The 15538-nt window shown below is 69.7% G+C and carries 15 protein-coding genes; 11 read left to right on the forward strand and 4 right to left on the reverse strand.

The genetic code is table 11. The annotated features are described in order from the left end of the window. Positions 1 to 43: 43 nt before the first annotated feature. Together KIT86_RS12905 and KIT86_RS12910 are read right to left on the reverse strand one after the other, a co-directional pair. On the reverse strand, positions 44 to 1057 hold the full coding sequence (locus KIT86_RS12905; protein ID WP_297398935.1) for a sulfate ABC transporter substrate-binding protein: 1014 nt from the start codon (positions 1055 to 1057) through the stop codon (positions 44 to 46). Between the two features lie 91 nt (positions 1058 to 1148). Continuing rightward, entirely contained in the window at positions 1149 to 2072 is a 924-nt protein-coding gene (locus KIT86_RS12910) for a LysR family transcriptional regulator (protein WP_297398936.1), read from the reverse strand. A 115-nt stretch (positions 2073 to 2187) separates the two neighbouring features. Between KIT86_RS12910 and KIT86_RS12915 the strand changes: the two genes are divergently transcribed. From KIT86_RS12915 to KIT86_RS12965, 11 genes are all read left to right on the forward strand, one after another. After that, positions 2188 to 3198, forward strand: coding sequence for a tripartite tricarboxylate transporter substrate binding protein (locus tag KIT86_RS12915; RefSeq protein WP_297398938.1), 1011 nt, complete (start codon positions 2188 to 2190; stop codon positions 3196 to 3198). Between the two features lie 5 nt (positions 3199 to 3203). Then, complete coding sequence (locus KIT86_RS12920) at positions 3204 to 4508, forward strand: FAD-dependent oxidoreductase (protein WP_297398940.1); 1305 nt, start codon at positions 3204 to 3206, stop codon at positions 4506 to 4508. Beyond that, the gene (locus KIT86_RS12925) at positions 4505 to 5347 is read left to right on the forward strand and encodes a shikimate dehydrogenase (RefSeq protein ID WP_297398942.1); all 843 of its coding nucleotides are present in this window, start codon (positions 4505 to 4507) and stop codon (positions 5345 to 5347) included. Before KIT86_RS12920 ends, KIT86_RS12925 begins: the two co-directional genes overlap by 4 nt. A 178-nt stretch (positions 5348 to 5525) precedes the next feature. Continuing rightward, the gene (locus tag KIT86_RS12930) at positions 5526 to 6074 is read left to right on the forward strand and encodes a TRAP transporter small permease (protein WP_297398944.1); all 549 of its coding nucleotides are present in this window, start codon (positions 5526 to 5528) and stop codon (positions 6072 to 6074) included. Beyond that, positions 6071 to 7351, forward strand: coding sequence for a TRAP transporter large permease subunit (locus KIT86_RS12935; protein WP_297398946.1), 1281 nt, complete (start codon positions 6071 to 6073; stop codon positions 7349 to 7351). The genes KIT86_RS12930 and KIT86_RS12935 overlap by 4 nt, the downstream gene beginning before the upstream one ends. A 52-nt stretch (positions 7352 to 7403) precedes the next feature. Then, positions 7404 to 8411 (forward strand): TRAP transporter substrate-binding protein, encoded by a 1008-nt coding sequence (locus KIT86_RS12940; RefSeq protein ID WP_297398948.1) that lies wholly within the window; start codon positions 7404 to 7406, stop codon positions 8409 to 8411. Between the two features lie 2 nt (positions 8412 to 8413). Beyond that, positions 8414 to 9250 (forward strand): SDR family oxidoreductase, encoded by an 837-nt coding sequence (locus KIT86_RS12945; RefSeq protein WP_297398950.1) that lies wholly within the window; start codon positions 8414 to 8416, stop codon positions 9248 to 9250. 32 nt (positions 9251 to 9282) lie between these two features. Beyond that, a complete protein-coding gene (locus tag KIT86_RS12950) occupies positions 9283 to 10008 on the forward strand; it encodes a GntR family transcriptional regulator (RefSeq protein ID WP_297398952.1) in 726 nt (241 codons plus the stop codon). Next, positions 10005 to 10868, forward strand: a complete 864-nt coding sequence (locus KIT86_RS12955; RefSeq protein WP_297398954.1) for an isocitrate lyase/PEP mutase family protein — start codon at positions 10005 to 10007, stop codon at positions 10866 to 10868. The genes KIT86_RS12950 and KIT86_RS12955 overlap by 4 nt, the downstream gene beginning before the upstream one ends. A 98-nt stretch (positions 10869 to 10966) precedes the next feature. Then, positions 10967 to 12373 (forward strand): FAD-binding oxidoreductase, encoded by a 1407-nt coding sequence (locus KIT86_RS12960; protein ID WP_297398956.1) that lies wholly within the window; start codon positions 10967 to 10969, stop codon positions 12371 to 12373. After that, the gene (locus tag KIT86_RS12965; RefSeq protein WP_297398958.1) at positions 12370 to 13182 is read left to right on the forward strand and encodes an SDR family oxidoreductase; all 813 of its coding nucleotides are present in this window, start codon (positions 12370 to 12372) and stop codon (positions 13180 to 13182) included. The genes KIT86_RS12960 and KIT86_RS12965 overlap by 4 nt, the downstream gene beginning before the upstream one ends. An 8-nt stretch (positions 13183 to 13190) precedes the next feature. On the opposite strand, the gene KIT86_RS12970 is transcribed toward KIT86_RS12965, so the two are convergent. Both KIT86_RS12970 and KIT86_RS12975 read right to left on the reverse strand, forming a co-directional pair. Further along, on the reverse strand, positions 13191 to 14828 hold the full coding sequence (locus KIT86_RS12970) for an FAD-dependent oxidoreductase (protein ID WP_297398960.1): 1638 nt from the start codon (positions 14826 to 14828) through the stop codon (positions 13191 to 13193). 2 nt (positions 14829 to 14830) lie between these two features. Next, positions 14831 to 15538 (reverse strand): tripartite tricarboxylate transporter substrate-binding protein (locus KIT86_RS12975; protein ID WP_297398962.1); only part of this gene is annotated, 708 nt, incomplete at its 5' end.

A 15538-nucleotide genomic window follows, 5' to 3' on the forward strand; every position in this document is an offset into this window, starting at 1 on the left:
CTGAAAGGTCGATCGTCGGGGTGCGTGACAGCGCGCTGCGTGGTTACTTGCGGGTGTAGATCTGGTCGAAGCTGCCGCCGTCAGAGAAATGCACCTTGGCCGCCTTTTCCCAGCCGCCGAAGGTGTCCTCGATCTTGAAGAGGTTGATCTTGGGCAACTGCTTGGCGTACTTGGCCTGGGCCTTGGCCGAGGTCGGTCGGTAGAAGTGCTTGCCGATGATGTCCTGCGCCTCTTCGGTGTAGAGGAATTCCAGGTAGGCCTGGGCCACGGCGCGCGTGCCCTTCTTGTCGACGTTCTTGTCGACGATGGTCACGGCCGGCTCGGCCAGGATGGACAGCGAGGGGTAGACGAAGTCGACCTTGTTGCCGAATTCCTTCTCCAGCAGGTAGGCCTCGTTTTCCCAGGCGATCAGCACGTCGCCCTGGTTGCGCTGCGAGAAGGTGATGGTGGAGCCGCGCGCGCCGGTGTCGAGCACGGGCACGTTGTTGTAGAGCTTGCCCACGAACTCCTTGGCCTTGTCGTCGCCGCCGTATTTGCGCTTGGCGAATTCCCAGGCGGCGAGGTAGTTCCAGCGCGCGCCGCCGGAGGTCTTGGGGTTGGGGGTGATGACCTTGACGTCGGGGCGGATGAGGTCGTCCCAGTCTTTGATGTTCTTGGGGTTGCCCGCGCGCGTCACCAGCACGATGGTGGAGGCGTAGGGCGTGCTGTTGAGTGGCAGGCGCTTTTGCCAGTCTTTGGGAATCCAGTTGCCGTTGTCGTGCAGGGCGTCGGTGTCACCGGCCAGGGCCAGGGTGGCGACGTCGGCGTCCAGGCCGTCGATGATGGAGCGGGCCTGTTTGCCCGAGCCGCCGTGGCTTTGTTTGATGGTCACGTCCTGGCCGGTCTTGGCCTTCCAGAATTTGGTGAACGCGGCGTTGTATTCGACGTAGAGCTCGCGCGTCGGGTCGTACGACACGTTGAGCAGCGTCACCGGCGCGGGCTGGGCCACGGCGGCAAGCGCGCTGGCGGTGAGGGCGGTGGCGGCGAAGGCCTGGATCAGTTGGCGGCGGGTGGTCATGTCGTTCCTTGTGGGGATGCGTTGAAGAGATGACGGATGATCCTTTCAACGGCACAGATAGGGAACGAATGGTTTTTTGGTTGTTTATTACTTAAACATCTGAGCGAACGGGATGCTCCGCCGTGCCGCGCCGGATGGCGCGAAACCCCTGGCGCACACGCTCGACCAGGGCCCGCTCCAGCGTGGAGGCCGGGAAGTGGGGGTTGCGCACCATGTAGACCTGGGTCGACGGGGCTTTGCGCACCGGTCGGAAGGCCAGCCGGTCGTGGGGCCAGGCGCGCGCGGTGAGGCTGTCGACCACCGCCACGCCCGCGCCGGCGGCTGCCAGGGCGCAGGCCACCTGGCCCGAGCGCACCTCGATGCGCTGGCGGCCCGGGTCGATGGCGCGCGGGTAGGCCTGGGCCACCATGCGGCCCTGCGGCGTGTCGGGGCTGAAGGCGATCAGCGGCTCTTTCACGATCTCGCGCAGCGAGACCGCGCTGTCTGCTTCGAAGCGGTGGCCTTTCTGGAACACGCAGCTCAGCGACCACGAGCCGATGGGCTCGGTGACCAGGGGCGGGTGGTCGATGGGCAGGCTGCTGAAGCCCACGTCGGCCTCGCCGATGGAGAGCAGGCGCACCATCTCGCGCACGAGCTGCGATTCCACATAGAAGCGCGAGTCCGGGTAGTCGGCCGAGAGCGAGGCCACCGCTTCGGGAACGATCTCCAGCAGCAGGCTGGGCGTGGCCAGCACGCGCACGGCCAGCCCGCCGCCGGACTTGAGGGCGTGCGCGCGCGCGTCGATGCGCTGCACGCCCCGGTAGACCTGCTCCACCTCGGCATACAGCGCATGGGCCTCGGGCGTGGGTTTGAGCCGGCCCTTGCCGCGCTCGAACAGGCTCACGCCCAGTTGCAGCTCGATGTGCCCGATCATGCGGCTGATGCCGGGTTGCGAGACGTGCAGCAGCCGCGCGGCGTCGGCGGTCGATCCGGTCAGCATGGTGGCGCGGAACACTTCAATCTGTCTCAGGTTCATGGCCTTCTTTCCCATCGATAACAGCATGTTATTGCATGGCATCGATTTGGTATTTGCCTGTTAGGGGTGTCGTTTCTACGATGCCGGCTTCCGACACCGATCCTGGAGACAACACATGACTTCGCCTTCCTCCGCTTCCTCCCCCCTGGTTCGCCGCCGCATGCTGCTCTCGGGCGCTGCCGCCCTGGGCTGTGCGGCCGTGTGGCCTCAGAGCGCGCTCGCACAGTCGGCCTGGCCCTCGCGTCCCGTGCGCATCATCGTGCCCTTCGCCCCCGGTGGCGGTGCCGACAGCTCCGCGCGCGTGCTCGCCGAGCTGTTCGCGGCCCAGCTGGGCCAGGGCGTGATCGTGGAGAACAAGCCGGGCGCGGGCAGTGCCGTCGGCGTGAACGCGGCCGCACAGAGCAAGGATGGCCACACCCTGCTGATGGGCAGCAACAGCATGGTGATCAACCCCTCGCTGATCCCCAACATTGGTTACGACGTGGCGCGCGATTTCGACGCCGTGGGCATGGTCTCGGCCCAGCCGCTGGTGCTGGTGGTGCCGGCCAGCTCGCCGCTCAAGAGCTTTGCCGACGTGGTGGCCGAAGCCAAGGCCAAGCCCGGCCAGCTCATGGCGGGCAACAGCGGCAACGGCACGCTGGCGCACCTGGCCTCGGAAATCTTCGCCAGCCAGACCGGCACCACCATCACCCCTGTGCCCTACAAGGGCGAGAGCGCGCTCATGCCCGACCTGATGGGTGGCCTGGTCTCGATGGGCTTCCTGAACCTGCCCAGCGTGATCGCGAACATCCGCTCGGGCCGCCTGCGCGCGCTGGCCGTGTCCTCGCCCAGGGAAGTGCCGGAGCTGCCCGGCGTGCCCACGTTGCGCTCGCTCAACCAGCCCAGCCTGGAAGTGCAGGGCTGGGCCGCGCTGTTCGCGCCCAAGGACACGATTCCCGCCGACGGCCTGGCCCGGCTGGAGAAGCTGCTGGCGCAGGCCCTGGCTTCGGACGCGGTGAAGAGCCGCTTTGCCACGCTGGCGGTGTCGCCGGTGAGCCAGAGCCGCGCCGAGACCGTGAAGTTCATGAAGGCCGAGACCGAGCGCTACGCCGCCGTGATCAAGGCGCGCGGCATCAAGGCGGAGTGAGGCACGTGAGCCAGGCCAACGGACGCGCTGCGATGACGGTCGATGTGCTGGTGTGCGGCGGCGGCGTGGCCGGCACCATGGCCGCCGTGGCGGCGGCGCGCCAGGGCGCCTCGGTGCTGCTGGTCGAGCGGTATGGCTTCCTGGGGGGCAACGCCACCGGCGGGGCGGTGGCCCAGTTCAACAGCTGGCAGACCGAGAACGGCCGCCGCGTGATCGCCGGGCTGGCCAGCGAGGTGGTGGAGCGCCTGCGCGCCTACCAGGCGGCGGGCGAGCACGAGGTGTTCGTGATGTCCACCGGCCACCGCATGGACCGGGTGGGCTACGCGCCGGAGGTGCTCAAGCTGGTGCTCGATGACCTGGTGACGCAAGCCGGCGTGCAGCCCATGCTGCACGCCCAGGTGTGCGGCGTGGTGCGCGAGGGTGAGCGCATCCAGGCGGTGCACCTGCTCACCAAGAGCGGGGTGATCGAGGTGAATCCGCGCGTGGTGATCGACACCTCGGGCGACATCGACGTGCTGCACCGCGCGGGCGCGGATTTCCTGGAGCTGGACGCGGGCGATGCTTTGCAGCCGGCCACCATGATGTTTCGCTTCGGCCCGATCGACTTCGCGCGCTTTGACGCGCTGGCGCCGGCCGAGATGCAGGCCCTGGCGCGTCAGGGGTACGAGAGCGGCGAGCTGGCGCGCGCCGCGCTGCATTCGTCGCGCGACCCGTATTCCACCGACGGCTGGTTCAACATCAGCCGCCTGGGCATCGACGCCACCGACGCCAGCGCGCTCAGCCGCGCCGAGATCGAGGGCCGCCGCCAGGCCTGGAAGGCCGCGGCCTACCTGCGCCGCGCCGTGCCCGGCTGCGAGGGGGGCCGCCTGCAGGCCTTTGCCACGCAGGTGGGCATCCGCGAGACGCGGCGCGTGCGGGGCGACCATGTGCTCACGGCCGAGGAACTCCTCAGGCCCGAGCGCTTCGCCGATGGCATCGCCTGCGGCGCCTACCCGATCGACATCCACCCCGCCGCCGGTGGCGAGCTGATCTATTCGGGCCTGGGCGCGGACCACGCCTACCAGATTCCCTACCGCAGCCTGATCCCCAGCGGCCTGTGCAACGCGCTGGTGGCGGGGCGGGGCATCTCGGCCACGCACGCGGCGCTGGCCGCGATCCGCGTGATGACGATTTCGATGGCGGTCGGCCAGGCCGCTGGCACCGCCGCGGCCATGGCCAGCCAGGCCGGGGGCGCGCCGGACGTGCGCCGTGTGGACGCGGCGGCGCTGCGCGCCAGCCTGGTTGCGCAAGGCTCGCTGGTGGGCGAATGAGCGTGCGCGTCGATGGTCGCACCGAGCTGATCGCCCTCATCGGCCACCCGACCCACACGGTCAAGTCCCCGATGATCTACAACCCGTATTTCGAGTCGGCCGGCATCAACGCCCTGGTGATGCCCATGGGCTGCCGGCCCGAACACTTCGCGGCGTTGATGCGCAGCCTGTTCGCGCTGGAGAACCTGCGCGGCGCGCTCATCACCATGCCGCACAAGGTGGCCACCCTGGCGCTGCTGGACGAGGCCAGCGTGGCGGTGAAGGTGGCCGGCGCCTGCAACGCGGTCAGGCGCACCGGCGACGGCCGCCTGGTGGGCGACATGTTCGATGGCGAAGGCTTCGTGCGCGGCGTGCGGCGCAAGGGCCTGCCATTGGCCGGCGCGAGCGCGCTGGTGGTGGGCAGCGGCGGCGTGGGCTGCGCCATCGCGGCCTCGCTGGCCGGCGCTGGCGTGGCCACGCTGGCGCTGTTTGATGCGAATGCCGCCTCGGCCCAGGCCCTGGCCGAGCGCCTGCGCCAGCATCACCCGGCGCTGCGCGTGAGCGTGGGCCACAGGGACCCGCAGGGCTTCGATCTCGTGGTCAACGCCACGCCGCTGGGCATGAACGCGGGGGACCCCCTGCCGCTCGATGTGGAGCGGCTCTCGCCGCACACCCTGGTGGGCGAGGTGGTGATGAAGGCCGAGATGACGCCGCTGCTCCAGGCCGCACGGGCCCGCGGCTGCCCGGTGCAGATCGGCACCGACATGCTGTTCGAGCAGATCCCGGCGTACCTGGCGTTCTTTGGCCTGCCGACGACGACGGCCGAGGCCTTGCGCGCGAGCGCGCAGCTGTCGTACTGAGCGCGCCGCGCCGCGCGTCACCTGCGCGACGGAGTCTAGGGATTACCCTTATATGTGTACGGTACCTTACATACAACAATAAGCGCATTCCCAGTTTTTCTCCGGAGACAGCCATGCCTTGCCGCCTTCCCGGCCGCTCCGCGCTCCCTGCGCGGTCGGTGTTTTTTCTGGCGGTGCCATGAGCGCGGCCTCGAACCGAAGCGGGCCCGTCGTGCGCGTGCTCGAAGCCTTCCTCGCCTTCTGCCTCATCGCCATGGTCGCCATGGTGTTTGGCAATGTGGTGCTGCGTTACGGCTTCGACTCGGGCATCGTGATGTCCGAAGAGCTCTCGCGCTTTGCCTTCATCTGGCTGGTGTTTGTGGGCGCGGTGGTGACGATGCACGAGGGCTCGCACATCGGGGTGGACTCGATGGTCAAGGCCTTGCCGCGCGGCGGCAAGATCGCCTGCCTGGTGGCCAGCGAGCTGCTGATCCTGGCGTGCTGCGCGATGTTCTTCTGGGGCACCTGGCGCCAGCATGAGGTGAATGCGACCACGATGGCGCAGGTCACCGGCATGTCGATGATCTGGATCTTCGGCATGGGCTACTTCACCAGCGTGGGCATCGCGCTGGTCTCGCTGCACAAGCTCTGGCGCCTGGCCACGGGCCGGCTGAGCGACGACGAGCTGATCACCGTGCACGAGAGCGAAGAAGAGGTGGCCGCCCCACCGGCCGGGGAGCGCGCATGACCGCCGGCGTCTTTGTCTTCTCGCTGCTTGGCGCCATGGCGCTGGGCATGCCGATCGCGTTCGCGCTGCTGGTGTGCGCGGTGGCGCTGATGCTGCTGCAGGGTTCGGTGGACACCACCATCCTGTCGCAGAAGATCATCGAAGGCGCCGACAGCTTCCCGCTGCTGGCGATTCCTTTCTTCATGCTGGCCGGCGAATTGATGAACGCAGGCGGCATCTCCAAGCGCATCGTGAATTTCGCGCTGGCCTTCGTGGGGCACATCCGTGGCGGCTTGGGCATCGTCGCCATCGTGGCCGCGGTCATCATGGCCGCCATCTCGGGCTCGGCCGCGGCCGATGCCGCCGCGCTGGCCACCATGCTGATTCCGATGATGCGCCAGGCCGGCTACAACATCCCGCGCTCGGCCGGCCTGATCTCGGCCGGTGGCGTGATCGCACCGGTGCTGCCGCCCTCGATCGGCATGATCATCTTCGGCGTGGTGGCCAACGTGTCCATCGGCAAGCTGTTCATGGCCGCCATCGTGCCGGGCCTGCTGATGGGCGCTTCGCTGCTGGTGGCCTGGATGATCGTGGCGCGCAAGGACGATGTGGCGGTGCTGCCGCGCATGCCGATGCGCGAGCGCGCCAAGGTGGCGGTGAACAGCACCTGGGCGCTGGTGATGCCGGTGGGTATCGTGGGCGGCATGAAGTTCGGCGTGTTCACGCCGACCGAAGCCGCCGTGGTGGCGGCGGTGTATGCCTTCCTGGTCGGCATGTTCGTCTACCGCGAGCTCAGGTGGAACGCGATCTATCCGCTGATCGTGAGCGCGGCCAAGACCACGGCGGTGGTGGTGTTCCTGATCGCCTGCGCGCTGGTCTCGGGCTGGCTGATCACGGCTTCGGACATCCCGCAGCAGGTGAGCGAGCTGCTGCAGCCCTTCGTGGACAGCCCGATCCTGCTGATGGCGATCATGATGCTGCTGGTGGTGATCGTGGGCACCGCGCTGGACTTCGCGCCCACGCTGCTGATCCTCACGCCGGTGCTCATGCCGCTGGTGCGCGAGGCCGGCATCGACCCGGTGTACTTCGGCGTGCTGTTCATCATGAACAACGCCATCGGCCTGATCACGCCGCCGGTGGGCATCGTGCTCAACGTGGTCTGCGGCACCGCCAAGCTGAGCATGGGCGAGCTCATGAAGGGAATCATGCCCTTCCTGCTGGCCGAGGTGGCCGTGCTGTTCCTGCTGGTGCTCTTCCCCTCCATCGTGCTGGTGCCGTTGCGCTGGCTCACGGGCTGACGGCCGGCCCGCGTCCCTTTCCTTTCCCCATTCCAACCAGGAGACTTTTCCCATGATGTTCCGCCTTGCCGCCCTCGCCATCGCCGCCGCCGCGGTCACCTTGCCCGCGCACGCGCAATTCGAGGCGCGCTCGCTGCGCGTGTCCTCCGGCGTGGCCAAGGGCCACCCCATCAGCTTTGGCATCACCAAGATGACGCAGTGCGCGGCCGACAAGTCCGGCGGCAAGCTCAAGCTGGTCACGTACTACGACGGCGCGCTGGGCAACGACACCACCGCCTCGCAGCAGGTGCGCACCGGTTCGCTGGACATGGTGCTGACCTCCACCGCGCCCCTGGTGGGCGCGATCCCGCAGCTTGCGGTGTTCGACCTGCCGTTCCTGTTCACCAACGAACGCGAGGCCGACCAGTTGCTCGACGGCCCGGTGGGCAAGTCCTTCGCGCCCAAGTACGAGGCCGCCGGCCTGGTGAACCTGGCCTACTGGGAGAATGGCTTTCGCAACGTGACCAACTCCAAGCGCGCCGTGGCCAAGTGGGAAGACCTGCAGGGCGTGAAGATGCGCGTGATGCAGAACAAGGTGTTCCTCGACACCTTCAGCGCCCTGGGCAGCAACCCCACGCCGCTGGCCTTCTCCGAGGTCTATTCGGCCCTGGAGACCCGCACCGTGGACGGCCAGGAAAACCCGATCGCACTGATCGAGAACATGAAGTTCTACGAGGTGCAGAAGTACCTCTCGCTCACGCGCCATGCCTACAGCCCGCTGGCGGTGCTGATTTCCAAGAAGAAGTACGACACCCTCTCGCCGCAGGAACAGGCCGTGATGCAGGAATGCGCCGTGGCCGGACAGGAAGAGTCGCGCCGCGTGGGCCGCGCGGCGGATGCCGAGGTCATTGCCAAGCTCAAGAAGAACGGCATGCAGGTCAACGAGGTCTCGCCGGCCGAACTGCAGCGCATGCGCGACAAGGTGAAAGACGTGTACGCCTCGCAGGCCAAGGTGGTCGGTGAGGACGTGATGGCCGCCGTGAACGCCGAGCTGCAACGCATCCGCGCCGCTGCGAAGTGACCGTGAGCGCTGCCGCCAACGCCATCGCGACCCAGCCGCCCGCCGGCCTGGTCGTGGCCATCACCGGCGCGGCCCAGGGCATTGGCCTGGGCCTGGCGCGGCATTTCGCGCAGGCCGGTGCGCGCGTGCTGCTGTCGGACGTGAACGCCGACGCCTGCGCCGCCGCGCGCGATGCGCTGCGCGCCGAGGGCCTCGAGGTCGAGGCCGCCGCCGCCGATGTGACGGACGCGGCGGCCTGCGAGCGCATGGTCGATGCCGCCGTGCGCGCCTTCGGCCGGCTCGACGTGATGGTGTGCAACGCGGGCGTCGCGCAGGTCAAACCCTTCATGGAGCTGCAGGGCGCCGACTGGGACCTGCACATGGCGGTCAACGTCAAGGGCGCGTTCCTCAGCCTGCAGGCCGCCGCGCGCCGCATGAAGGCGCAGGAGCCGCTGGCCCCGGGCCGCCCGCGCGGCAAGGTCATCACCATGGCATCCATTGCCGCGCGCTATGGCGCGGGCGTGATGGCGCCGTACCAGGGCCCCTACCGCGCGAGCAAGGCCGCCGTGGTCAGCCTCACGCAGACAGCGGCCTACACGCTCTCGCCGGACATCACGGTCAACGCGCTGTGCCCCGGCATCGTGGCCACCGACATGTGGACGCGCATGGACCGCGACCTGGCCCAGCTCAACAACGGCCGCGAGGGCGATGTGTTCGCCAGCCGCGTGGCCAACGTGCCCATGGGCCGCGCACAGACACCGCAGGACGTGGCGGGCCTGGCGCTGTTCCTGGCTTCGCCGGCATCGGACTACATGACAGGCCAGTCGATCAACATCGACGGCGGTCTGGTGCTCAGTTAAGGTTCGTGCACTTTGCAACACCAGGAACCCGCATGACCCGCAAATTCGACTTCGAGATGCCCAAGTCCCTGACGGAGATCGTCGCCAGCCGCCTGCGGCAGGCGATCGTCGACGGCGAGTTCGCGTTGGGCGAAATGATCTCGGAGGACACGCTGGCCGCGCTATTCGGCGTGAGCCGAACACCGGTGCGCGACGCGCTCACGCTGCTGCAGAACACGGGCCTGGTGGAGATCCGGCCCAAGCGCGGCAGCTTCGTCTTCCAGCCCACCGAGGCCGACATGCGCGCCATCTGCGACTTTCGCGTGATGCTCGAAGTGCAGGCCGCGCGCTGCGCCCACCGGCACGACCGCGCCGGCGTGGTGGCCGCCTTGCAGGCCGGCATCGACGAGATGCAGGCCGCCATCGACGCCGACGACGACGTGCGCTACGGCCACGCCGACTCGGCTTTCCACCTCACGCTGTTCCTGCACTCGGGCAACTCCTACCTGCACGACGCCTACGACCTGGTCGCGGGCAAGATCGCGGCGCTGCGCACGGCCATGTCGCGCCAGTTCGCCGACGCGCGCGAGGTCTCGCTGGCCGAGCACCGCGCCGTGGTGGGCTTTGTCGATCAGGGCGACTTCGCCGGCCTGGAGGAACTGCTGCGGGTGCACATCGACCGCACGGTGGACGCCTACCGGCTCGCGCTCGACAGCGGGCGCATCGCCCCCGCCACGTCTTCCCGGGTGCAACGCATCCACCCCACCGCTTCCACATGACCACTGCTTCCCAACTGCGCCGCCTGCTGCAATCAGGCGAGATCGTCATGGCGCCCGGCGCGCCCGATGCCATCACCGCCCGCCTGGTGCAAAAGGCCGGATTCCCGGCCGTGTACATGACCGGCTTCGGCGCCACCGCCAGCCGCCTGGGCACGCCCGACATCGGCCTGCTGAGCCAGACCGAGATGACCGGCCACGCGCGCGACATGGTGCGCGCGGTGGACATCCCGGTGATCGCCGACGCCGACACCGGCTACGGCGGCCCGTCCAACATCCACCGCACGGTGCGCGAGTACCTGCAGGCGGGCGTGGCCGCGATCCACCTGGAAGACCAGGTGGCGCCCAAGCGCTGCGGCCAGATGGCCGGCATCCGCCTCATGGACGCCGAGGAGAACGTGCGCCGCCTGCGCTGCGCGGTCGAGTCGCGCGGCGACGGCGAACTGCTCATCATCGGCCGCACCGACGCGCTGCCCGCCGCGGGCATCGACGAGGCCGTGCGCCGCGCCCGGCTGTACCAGGGCGCCGGGGTGGACCTGGTGTTCGTCGACGGCATCAAGACCGTGGCCGAAGTGGAAGCCGTGGCCCGCGCCGTCGAAGGCCCCAAGGTGGTTTCGCTGGTGGACGGCACGCCGGCCGCCGCGCTCACTGCCGCGCAGCTGCAGGCCATGGGCTTCTCCGTGGTGTTCTACGCGGTCACCGCGCTGTTCACCGCCGTGCGCGCCGTCTCCGGTGCGCTGGCCGAACTCCGGCGCGCCGGCACCCCCCTGGGCGCGGCCGGCGGCATGGTGAGCTACGCCGAATTCACCGAGCTGGTGGACCTGGATTTCCACAAGGGCCTGGACGACCGCTTCGGCGCTTGAAGATGCAAGCCCCAGCCTGCGCGCTGCGCACCCAGCGGCCGGGCAAAGCCCGTTCCGCGGCCTTCTGACCGATCACCTTTCCATTTCATCGATTGCCTATGACCACGCTTGCCGTCTCCCATCCCGCCCTGCAGGAACTGCTCGACCAACTCGGCCCCGTGGCCGTGCTGGTGGGCGATGCCGTGCCGGTGCGCAACCACAACGACTACAGCGGCCTGCCGCCCACCACGCCGCTGGCGGTGGTGCGCCCGGCCGACACGGCCGGCGTGGCCACGGCGCTGCGCATCTGCCACGCCCACGGCATCGGCGTGGTGCCGCAGGGTGGTCTGACCGGCCTGTGCGGCGGCGCCCGCGCGGGATCGGCGGAAATCGCGCTGTCGCTGGAGCGCCTGGTCGGCATCGAGGAGATCGACAGCGCCGCCGCCACCATGACGGTGGCCGCCGGCACGCCGCTGGAGACGGTGCAGCAGGCCGCGCTGGCCGCGGGCTTCTTCTGCCCGCTGGACCTGGGCGCGCGCGGCTCGTGCGCCATCGGCGGCAACCTGTCCACCAACGCCGGGGGCAACCGCGTGATCCGCTACGGCATGGCGCGCGAGATGGTGCTGGGTGTCGAGGCCGTCCTGGCCGATGGCACGGTGGTCAACAGCCTGAACAAGATGATCAAGAACAACGCGGGCTTCGACCTGAAGCACCTGTTCATCGGCAGCGAAGGCACGCTGGGCGTGATCACCCGCATCGTGCTGCGCCTGTTCCCCAAGGCCGGTTCCTCCGTGGTGGCCATGTGCGCCTGCGAGGACTACGCCGCCGTGCTGCGCCTGCTGGGCGCGGCGCGCTCGGGCCTGGGCCCGCTGCTCTCGGCCTTCGAGGTGATGTGGCCGGACTACTGGGACCGCGCCGTGGGCGAGCTGCGCGCGCGCAACCCGTTTGCCGGCGACGACACGCGCTACGGTGCCTACGTGCTGATCGAAGCGCTCGGCACCGACCCGGCCACCGACCTGCCGCGCTTCGAGTCGTGGATGGAGAAGCTGCTGGAAGAGGGCGTGGTGCCCAACGCGGTGGTGGCGCAGTCACTGGCCGAAGAGCAGGCGCTGTGGGGCGTGCGCGACGCGTGTGGCGAGCTGCACCAGACCTGGCCGGGCCACCTGGCCTTCGACATCGGCCTGCCTCAGACCGCCATGGACGACTACGCGCGCGCCTGCAAGGCCGAGCTGGCCGTCAAGGTGCCGGGGCTGGAGAGCGTGTTCTACGGCCACATCGGCGACGGCAACGTGCACATCGTGGCCTACCGGGCCGGCGACAAGGTGCAGCCCAAGGACGAGGTGGAAGAGGTGGTCTACAGCCTGGTGCAGCAGTACGGCGGCACCGTGTCGGCCGAGCACGGCATCGGCACCATCAAGCGCCGCTGGCTGGGCCATGCGCGCTCGCCCGAGCAGGTGGCGCTGATGCGCACGCTCAAGCACGCGATGGACCCCAAGGGCATCCTCAATCCCGGGAAGGTGCTGTGAAGACCCTGGCCGGCCGCGTGGCTGTGGTCACTGGCGCGGGGCGCGGCATCGGCCGCGCGATCGCCGAAGACCTGGCCTCGCGCGGTGCCGACCTGGCGCTGTTCGATCTGCAGGCGCCCCTGGAAGCCGCCGCCGGGATCGCCGCCGCGCACGGCGTGCGCGCGCTGGCGGTGGCGGCCGATGTGAGCGAAGAGTCGGCCGTGCAGGCCGGCTGCGCGCGGGTGGCGGCCGAGCTCGGGCCCATCGGCGTGCTGGTCAACAACGCCGGCATCATGCAGCGCGAGTCGGCCGACCACCACACGCTGCCCGCCAGCGACCTGCAGCGCATGCTGGCGGTGCATGTGGGCGGCGCGGCCGCGATGTGCGCCGCCGTGCTGCCGGGCATGCGCGCGCAGCGCTTCGGCCGCATCGTCAACCTGTCGTCGGTGATTGGCCTGGTGGGCCTGCAGCGGCGCACCGCCTATTCCACGGCCAAGGCCGCCATCGCGGGGCTCACGCGCGGCCTGGCGCTGGAGAACGGCCGCCATGGCGTGACGGTCAACGCGGTGGCGCCCGGCTATGTGTTGACCGAGGTGTTGCGCGAGAAGATGCGCCTGGGCACGCTGGACCATGCGCTGTTCGCCGAGCGCTCGGCCGTGGGCCGCTGGGCCACGCCGCAAGAGATCGCGCGCGTGATCGGCTTCCTGGCCGAGCCGGCTTCGGGCTTCATCACCGCGGCCGTGTGGGCGGTGGATGGCGGCTACGCCGCCAACGGCAACCCCGGCGAAGCGCTGGGCCCGCTGCAGGCCATGGAGGCCGAAGCGGGCTGAGCTTCGCTTCAGGTGCGGGCGGCGTGCTGGTAGCCGGTGCGCAGCAGCGGGGTGAGTGCGCCAAACCGCGGCCACTCCAGCAGCACGCCTTGCGCTTGCAGCAGCCGCTGGAAGTCCTGCAGCAACGCGGGTTGGGCGCGCACCGCGCGCGGCGGCTCGGCCCGCTGCAGCGCGAAGGCGGCGAGCGATCCGGCGGCTTCGCCGATGCTCCACTCGGTGGCGTGCTCGCGGTAGGCGCCGTTGGTCACGCGCGTGGTGCCGAGGTTCTTGCAGGCCGGCAGCAGGTTCTCCACCCGCTGCGGCAGCAGGGCGCCCAGCGGGATCTGGAAGGGGTACGCGTCGATGTCCACCGTGTTGCGCCCGCGCGTGCTGGGGTGCAGGTCGATGCGGTAGGCGCCAATGCCCACGCTGTCGAAGAAGCGCTCTGCGCTGTCCTGCCCCGGGCGTGCGGCCACGCCGATGTGCTGCTCCAGCACGGTGAACTCGGCCTGGATGCGACGGCCCTCGCGCCAGTAGACCTGCTGGGCCATGCCGTCTTCGGTGCCCAGCACGTCGCCGCGCAGGCGCAGGCCCGGGTAGCCCACGCCCCCATCGTGGCGCGGGGCCTCGGTCTGCATCCAGTAGAAGAAGCCCAGGCTGAACAGCTTGGCTTGCCGCAGCGCGTGCTGTTCATCGGCATCGGACACACCGATCAGCGGCTGTTCCCAGTAGTCCATCTGCGGCCAGTTGGCCAGCGTGATGTCGCTTTCGTAGGTACCGGGCTGGAAGTGGCCGCGCCAGGCGATGCGGCGCGCGTGCCAGAGGTCGTACACGCCGGGCGTGTCGGTGTCGCCCGCGAACAGCGCGCGGGTGCGCGGCTGGTGGGTGACGAAGTCCGACAGCGTCCAGCTGTATTGGGCGTTGGGCCAGCAGTCGAGTTGCAGCGTGCGGAAGCGGTCGTACCCTTCGGGCTTGTCGATCACGTGGTGTTCGCCCGGGCGGTGCTCCATGGCGAAGCACCAGGTCACGGCCTGCTGGTCCAGGGGGTCGGCCTGCGGCAGGGCGTGCGGCTCCTGTGTGGCCGATTGCGCTTCGGCGCCCAGCACGTGCTCCACGCCGGCCTGCTGCAGCAGCTCGCCGGTTTCGGTGGCGTCGATGAACAGCGGCGCCTGCAGCACGGCCTCGTGGCCGGTGGCGAGATCGCGCAGTTCCAGTGCCAACAGGCGGTCGCCTTCGCCGTGCGCGCGCAGCACGCGGTGGCGGCGCAGGATGCGCAACTGGCCGTCGTGCGCCCAGGGCGCGAGCAGGTCGTCGATCACCTTCGCGGCGACCCAGGGCTCGTGGCAGAGCGTGCTCACGTTGCCCTGGCCCGGGTTGAGGCAGAGCGCGCGCCGGGCCTCGGGGGTCAGCGGCAGGTGCAGGCGGTAGTGCTCGCGGATCGCGCGGCGCAGCTGCGCGTAGCTCTGCGAGGCGTGCAGCGATTCGATCCAGGGGTACTCGTCGGGCGGCACGGCCTGGGCCGTGAGTTGCCCGCCCAGCCACTGCAGCGCCTCCACCAGCACCACGCGCCGGCCCAGCCGCAGTGCGGCCAGCGCCGCCGAGACCCCACCCAGACCGCCGCCGACGATGGCGACTTCCGCGCTCCAACCGCTTGCCGCCACCGCCATGCTCATTCCACCTTGATGCCCATGCGGCGGATGGCGTCGCCGTAGCGCTGCGTGTCCGTTGCGATCAGTTTCTGGAACTCGGCGGGCGTGCCGCCGCCGGACTCCAGGCCCAGGCCGCTGAGGCGCTCGCGCAGATCGGGCTGCTGCAGCGCGGCGTTGAGCTCGCGGTTGAGTCGCTCGATCACGGCCGCAGGGGTGCCTGCGGGCGCCAGCACGCCGAACCAGCCGATCACCTCGAAGTCGCGGATGCCTTGTTCGATCACGGTGGGCACATCCGGCAGCGCGCTGCTGCGGGTGCGGGTGGTCACCGCCAGCGCGCGCAGCTTGCCCGACTGGATGTGGGGCAGGGCACTGGACGGAATCTCGAAGCCGACCTGCACCTCGCCCGAGAGCAGCGCCGTGAGCGCCGGGCCGGAGCCGCGGTAGGGCACCTGGACCATGTCGGTGCCGGTGTCTTTCTTGAGGAACTCGGCCGCCAGCGCGGTGGTGGTCGCGCCGCCGCCGCCGGCCGCGTAGTTCAGCGTGCCGGGCGCCTTGCGCGCGGCGTCGAGCAACTCGGTGAGCGACTTCCAGGGCTGGGCGGCCGGGGCCACCACCACCACCGGCGTGGCGGCGAGCTTGATCACCGGCGCAAAGGCCTTGATCGGGTCGTAGCGCAGCGTGGGGTAGAGCGCGCCGCTGCCGGCGTGCCCGCTGGTCACCAGCAACAG

The organism is Hydrogenophaga sp. (genome assembly GCF_026125825.1).
GTDB lineage: Bacteria > Pseudomonadota > Gammaproteobacteria > Burkholderiales > Burkholderiaceae_C > Hydrogenophaga.

Coding starts and splice junctions, on each gene's coding strand:
- KIT86_RS12905 (WP_297398935.1), bottom strand. CDS start 1,057: ATGACCACCCGCCGCCAACTGATCCAGGCCTTCGCCGCCACCGCCCTC.
- KIT86_RS12910 (WP_297398936.1), bottom strand. CDS start 2,072: ATGAACCTGAGACAGATTGAAGTGTTCCGCGCCACCATGCTGACCGGA.
- KIT86_RS12915 (WP_297398938.1), top strand. CDS start 2,188: ATGACTTCGCCTTCCTCCGCTTCCTCCCCCCTGGTTCGCCGCCGCATG.
- KIT86_RS12925 (WP_297398942.1), top strand. CDS start 4,505: ATGAGCGTGCGCGTCGATGGTCGCACCGAGCTGATCGCCCTCATCGGC.
- KIT86_RS12930 (WP_297398944.1), top strand. CDS start 5,526: ATGAGCGCGGCCTCGAACCGAAGCGGGCCCGTCGTGCGCGTGCTCGAA.
- KIT86_RS12935 (WP_297398946.1), top strand. CDS start 6,071: ATGACCGCCGGCGTCTTTGTCTTCTCGCTGCTTGGCGCCATGGCGCTG.
- KIT86_RS12940 (WP_297398948.1), top strand. CDS start 7,404: ATGATGTTCCGCCTTGCCGCCCTCGCCATCGCCGCCGCCGCGGTCACC.
- KIT86_RS12950 (WP_297398952.1), top strand. CDS start 9,283: ATGACCCGCAAATTCGACTTCGAGATGCCCAAGTCCCTGACGGAGATC.
- KIT86_RS12955 (WP_297398954.1), top strand. CDS start 10,005: ATGACCACTGCTTCCCAACTGCGCCGCCTGCTGCAATCAGGCGAGATC.
- KIT86_RS12960 (WP_297398956.1), top strand. CDS start 10,967: ATGACCACGCTTGCCGTCTCCCATCCCGCCCTGCAGGAACTGCTCGAC.
- KIT86_RS12970 (WP_297398960.1), bottom strand. CDS start 14,828: ATGGCGGTGGCGGCAAGCGGTTGGAGCGCGGAAGTCGCCATCGTCGGC.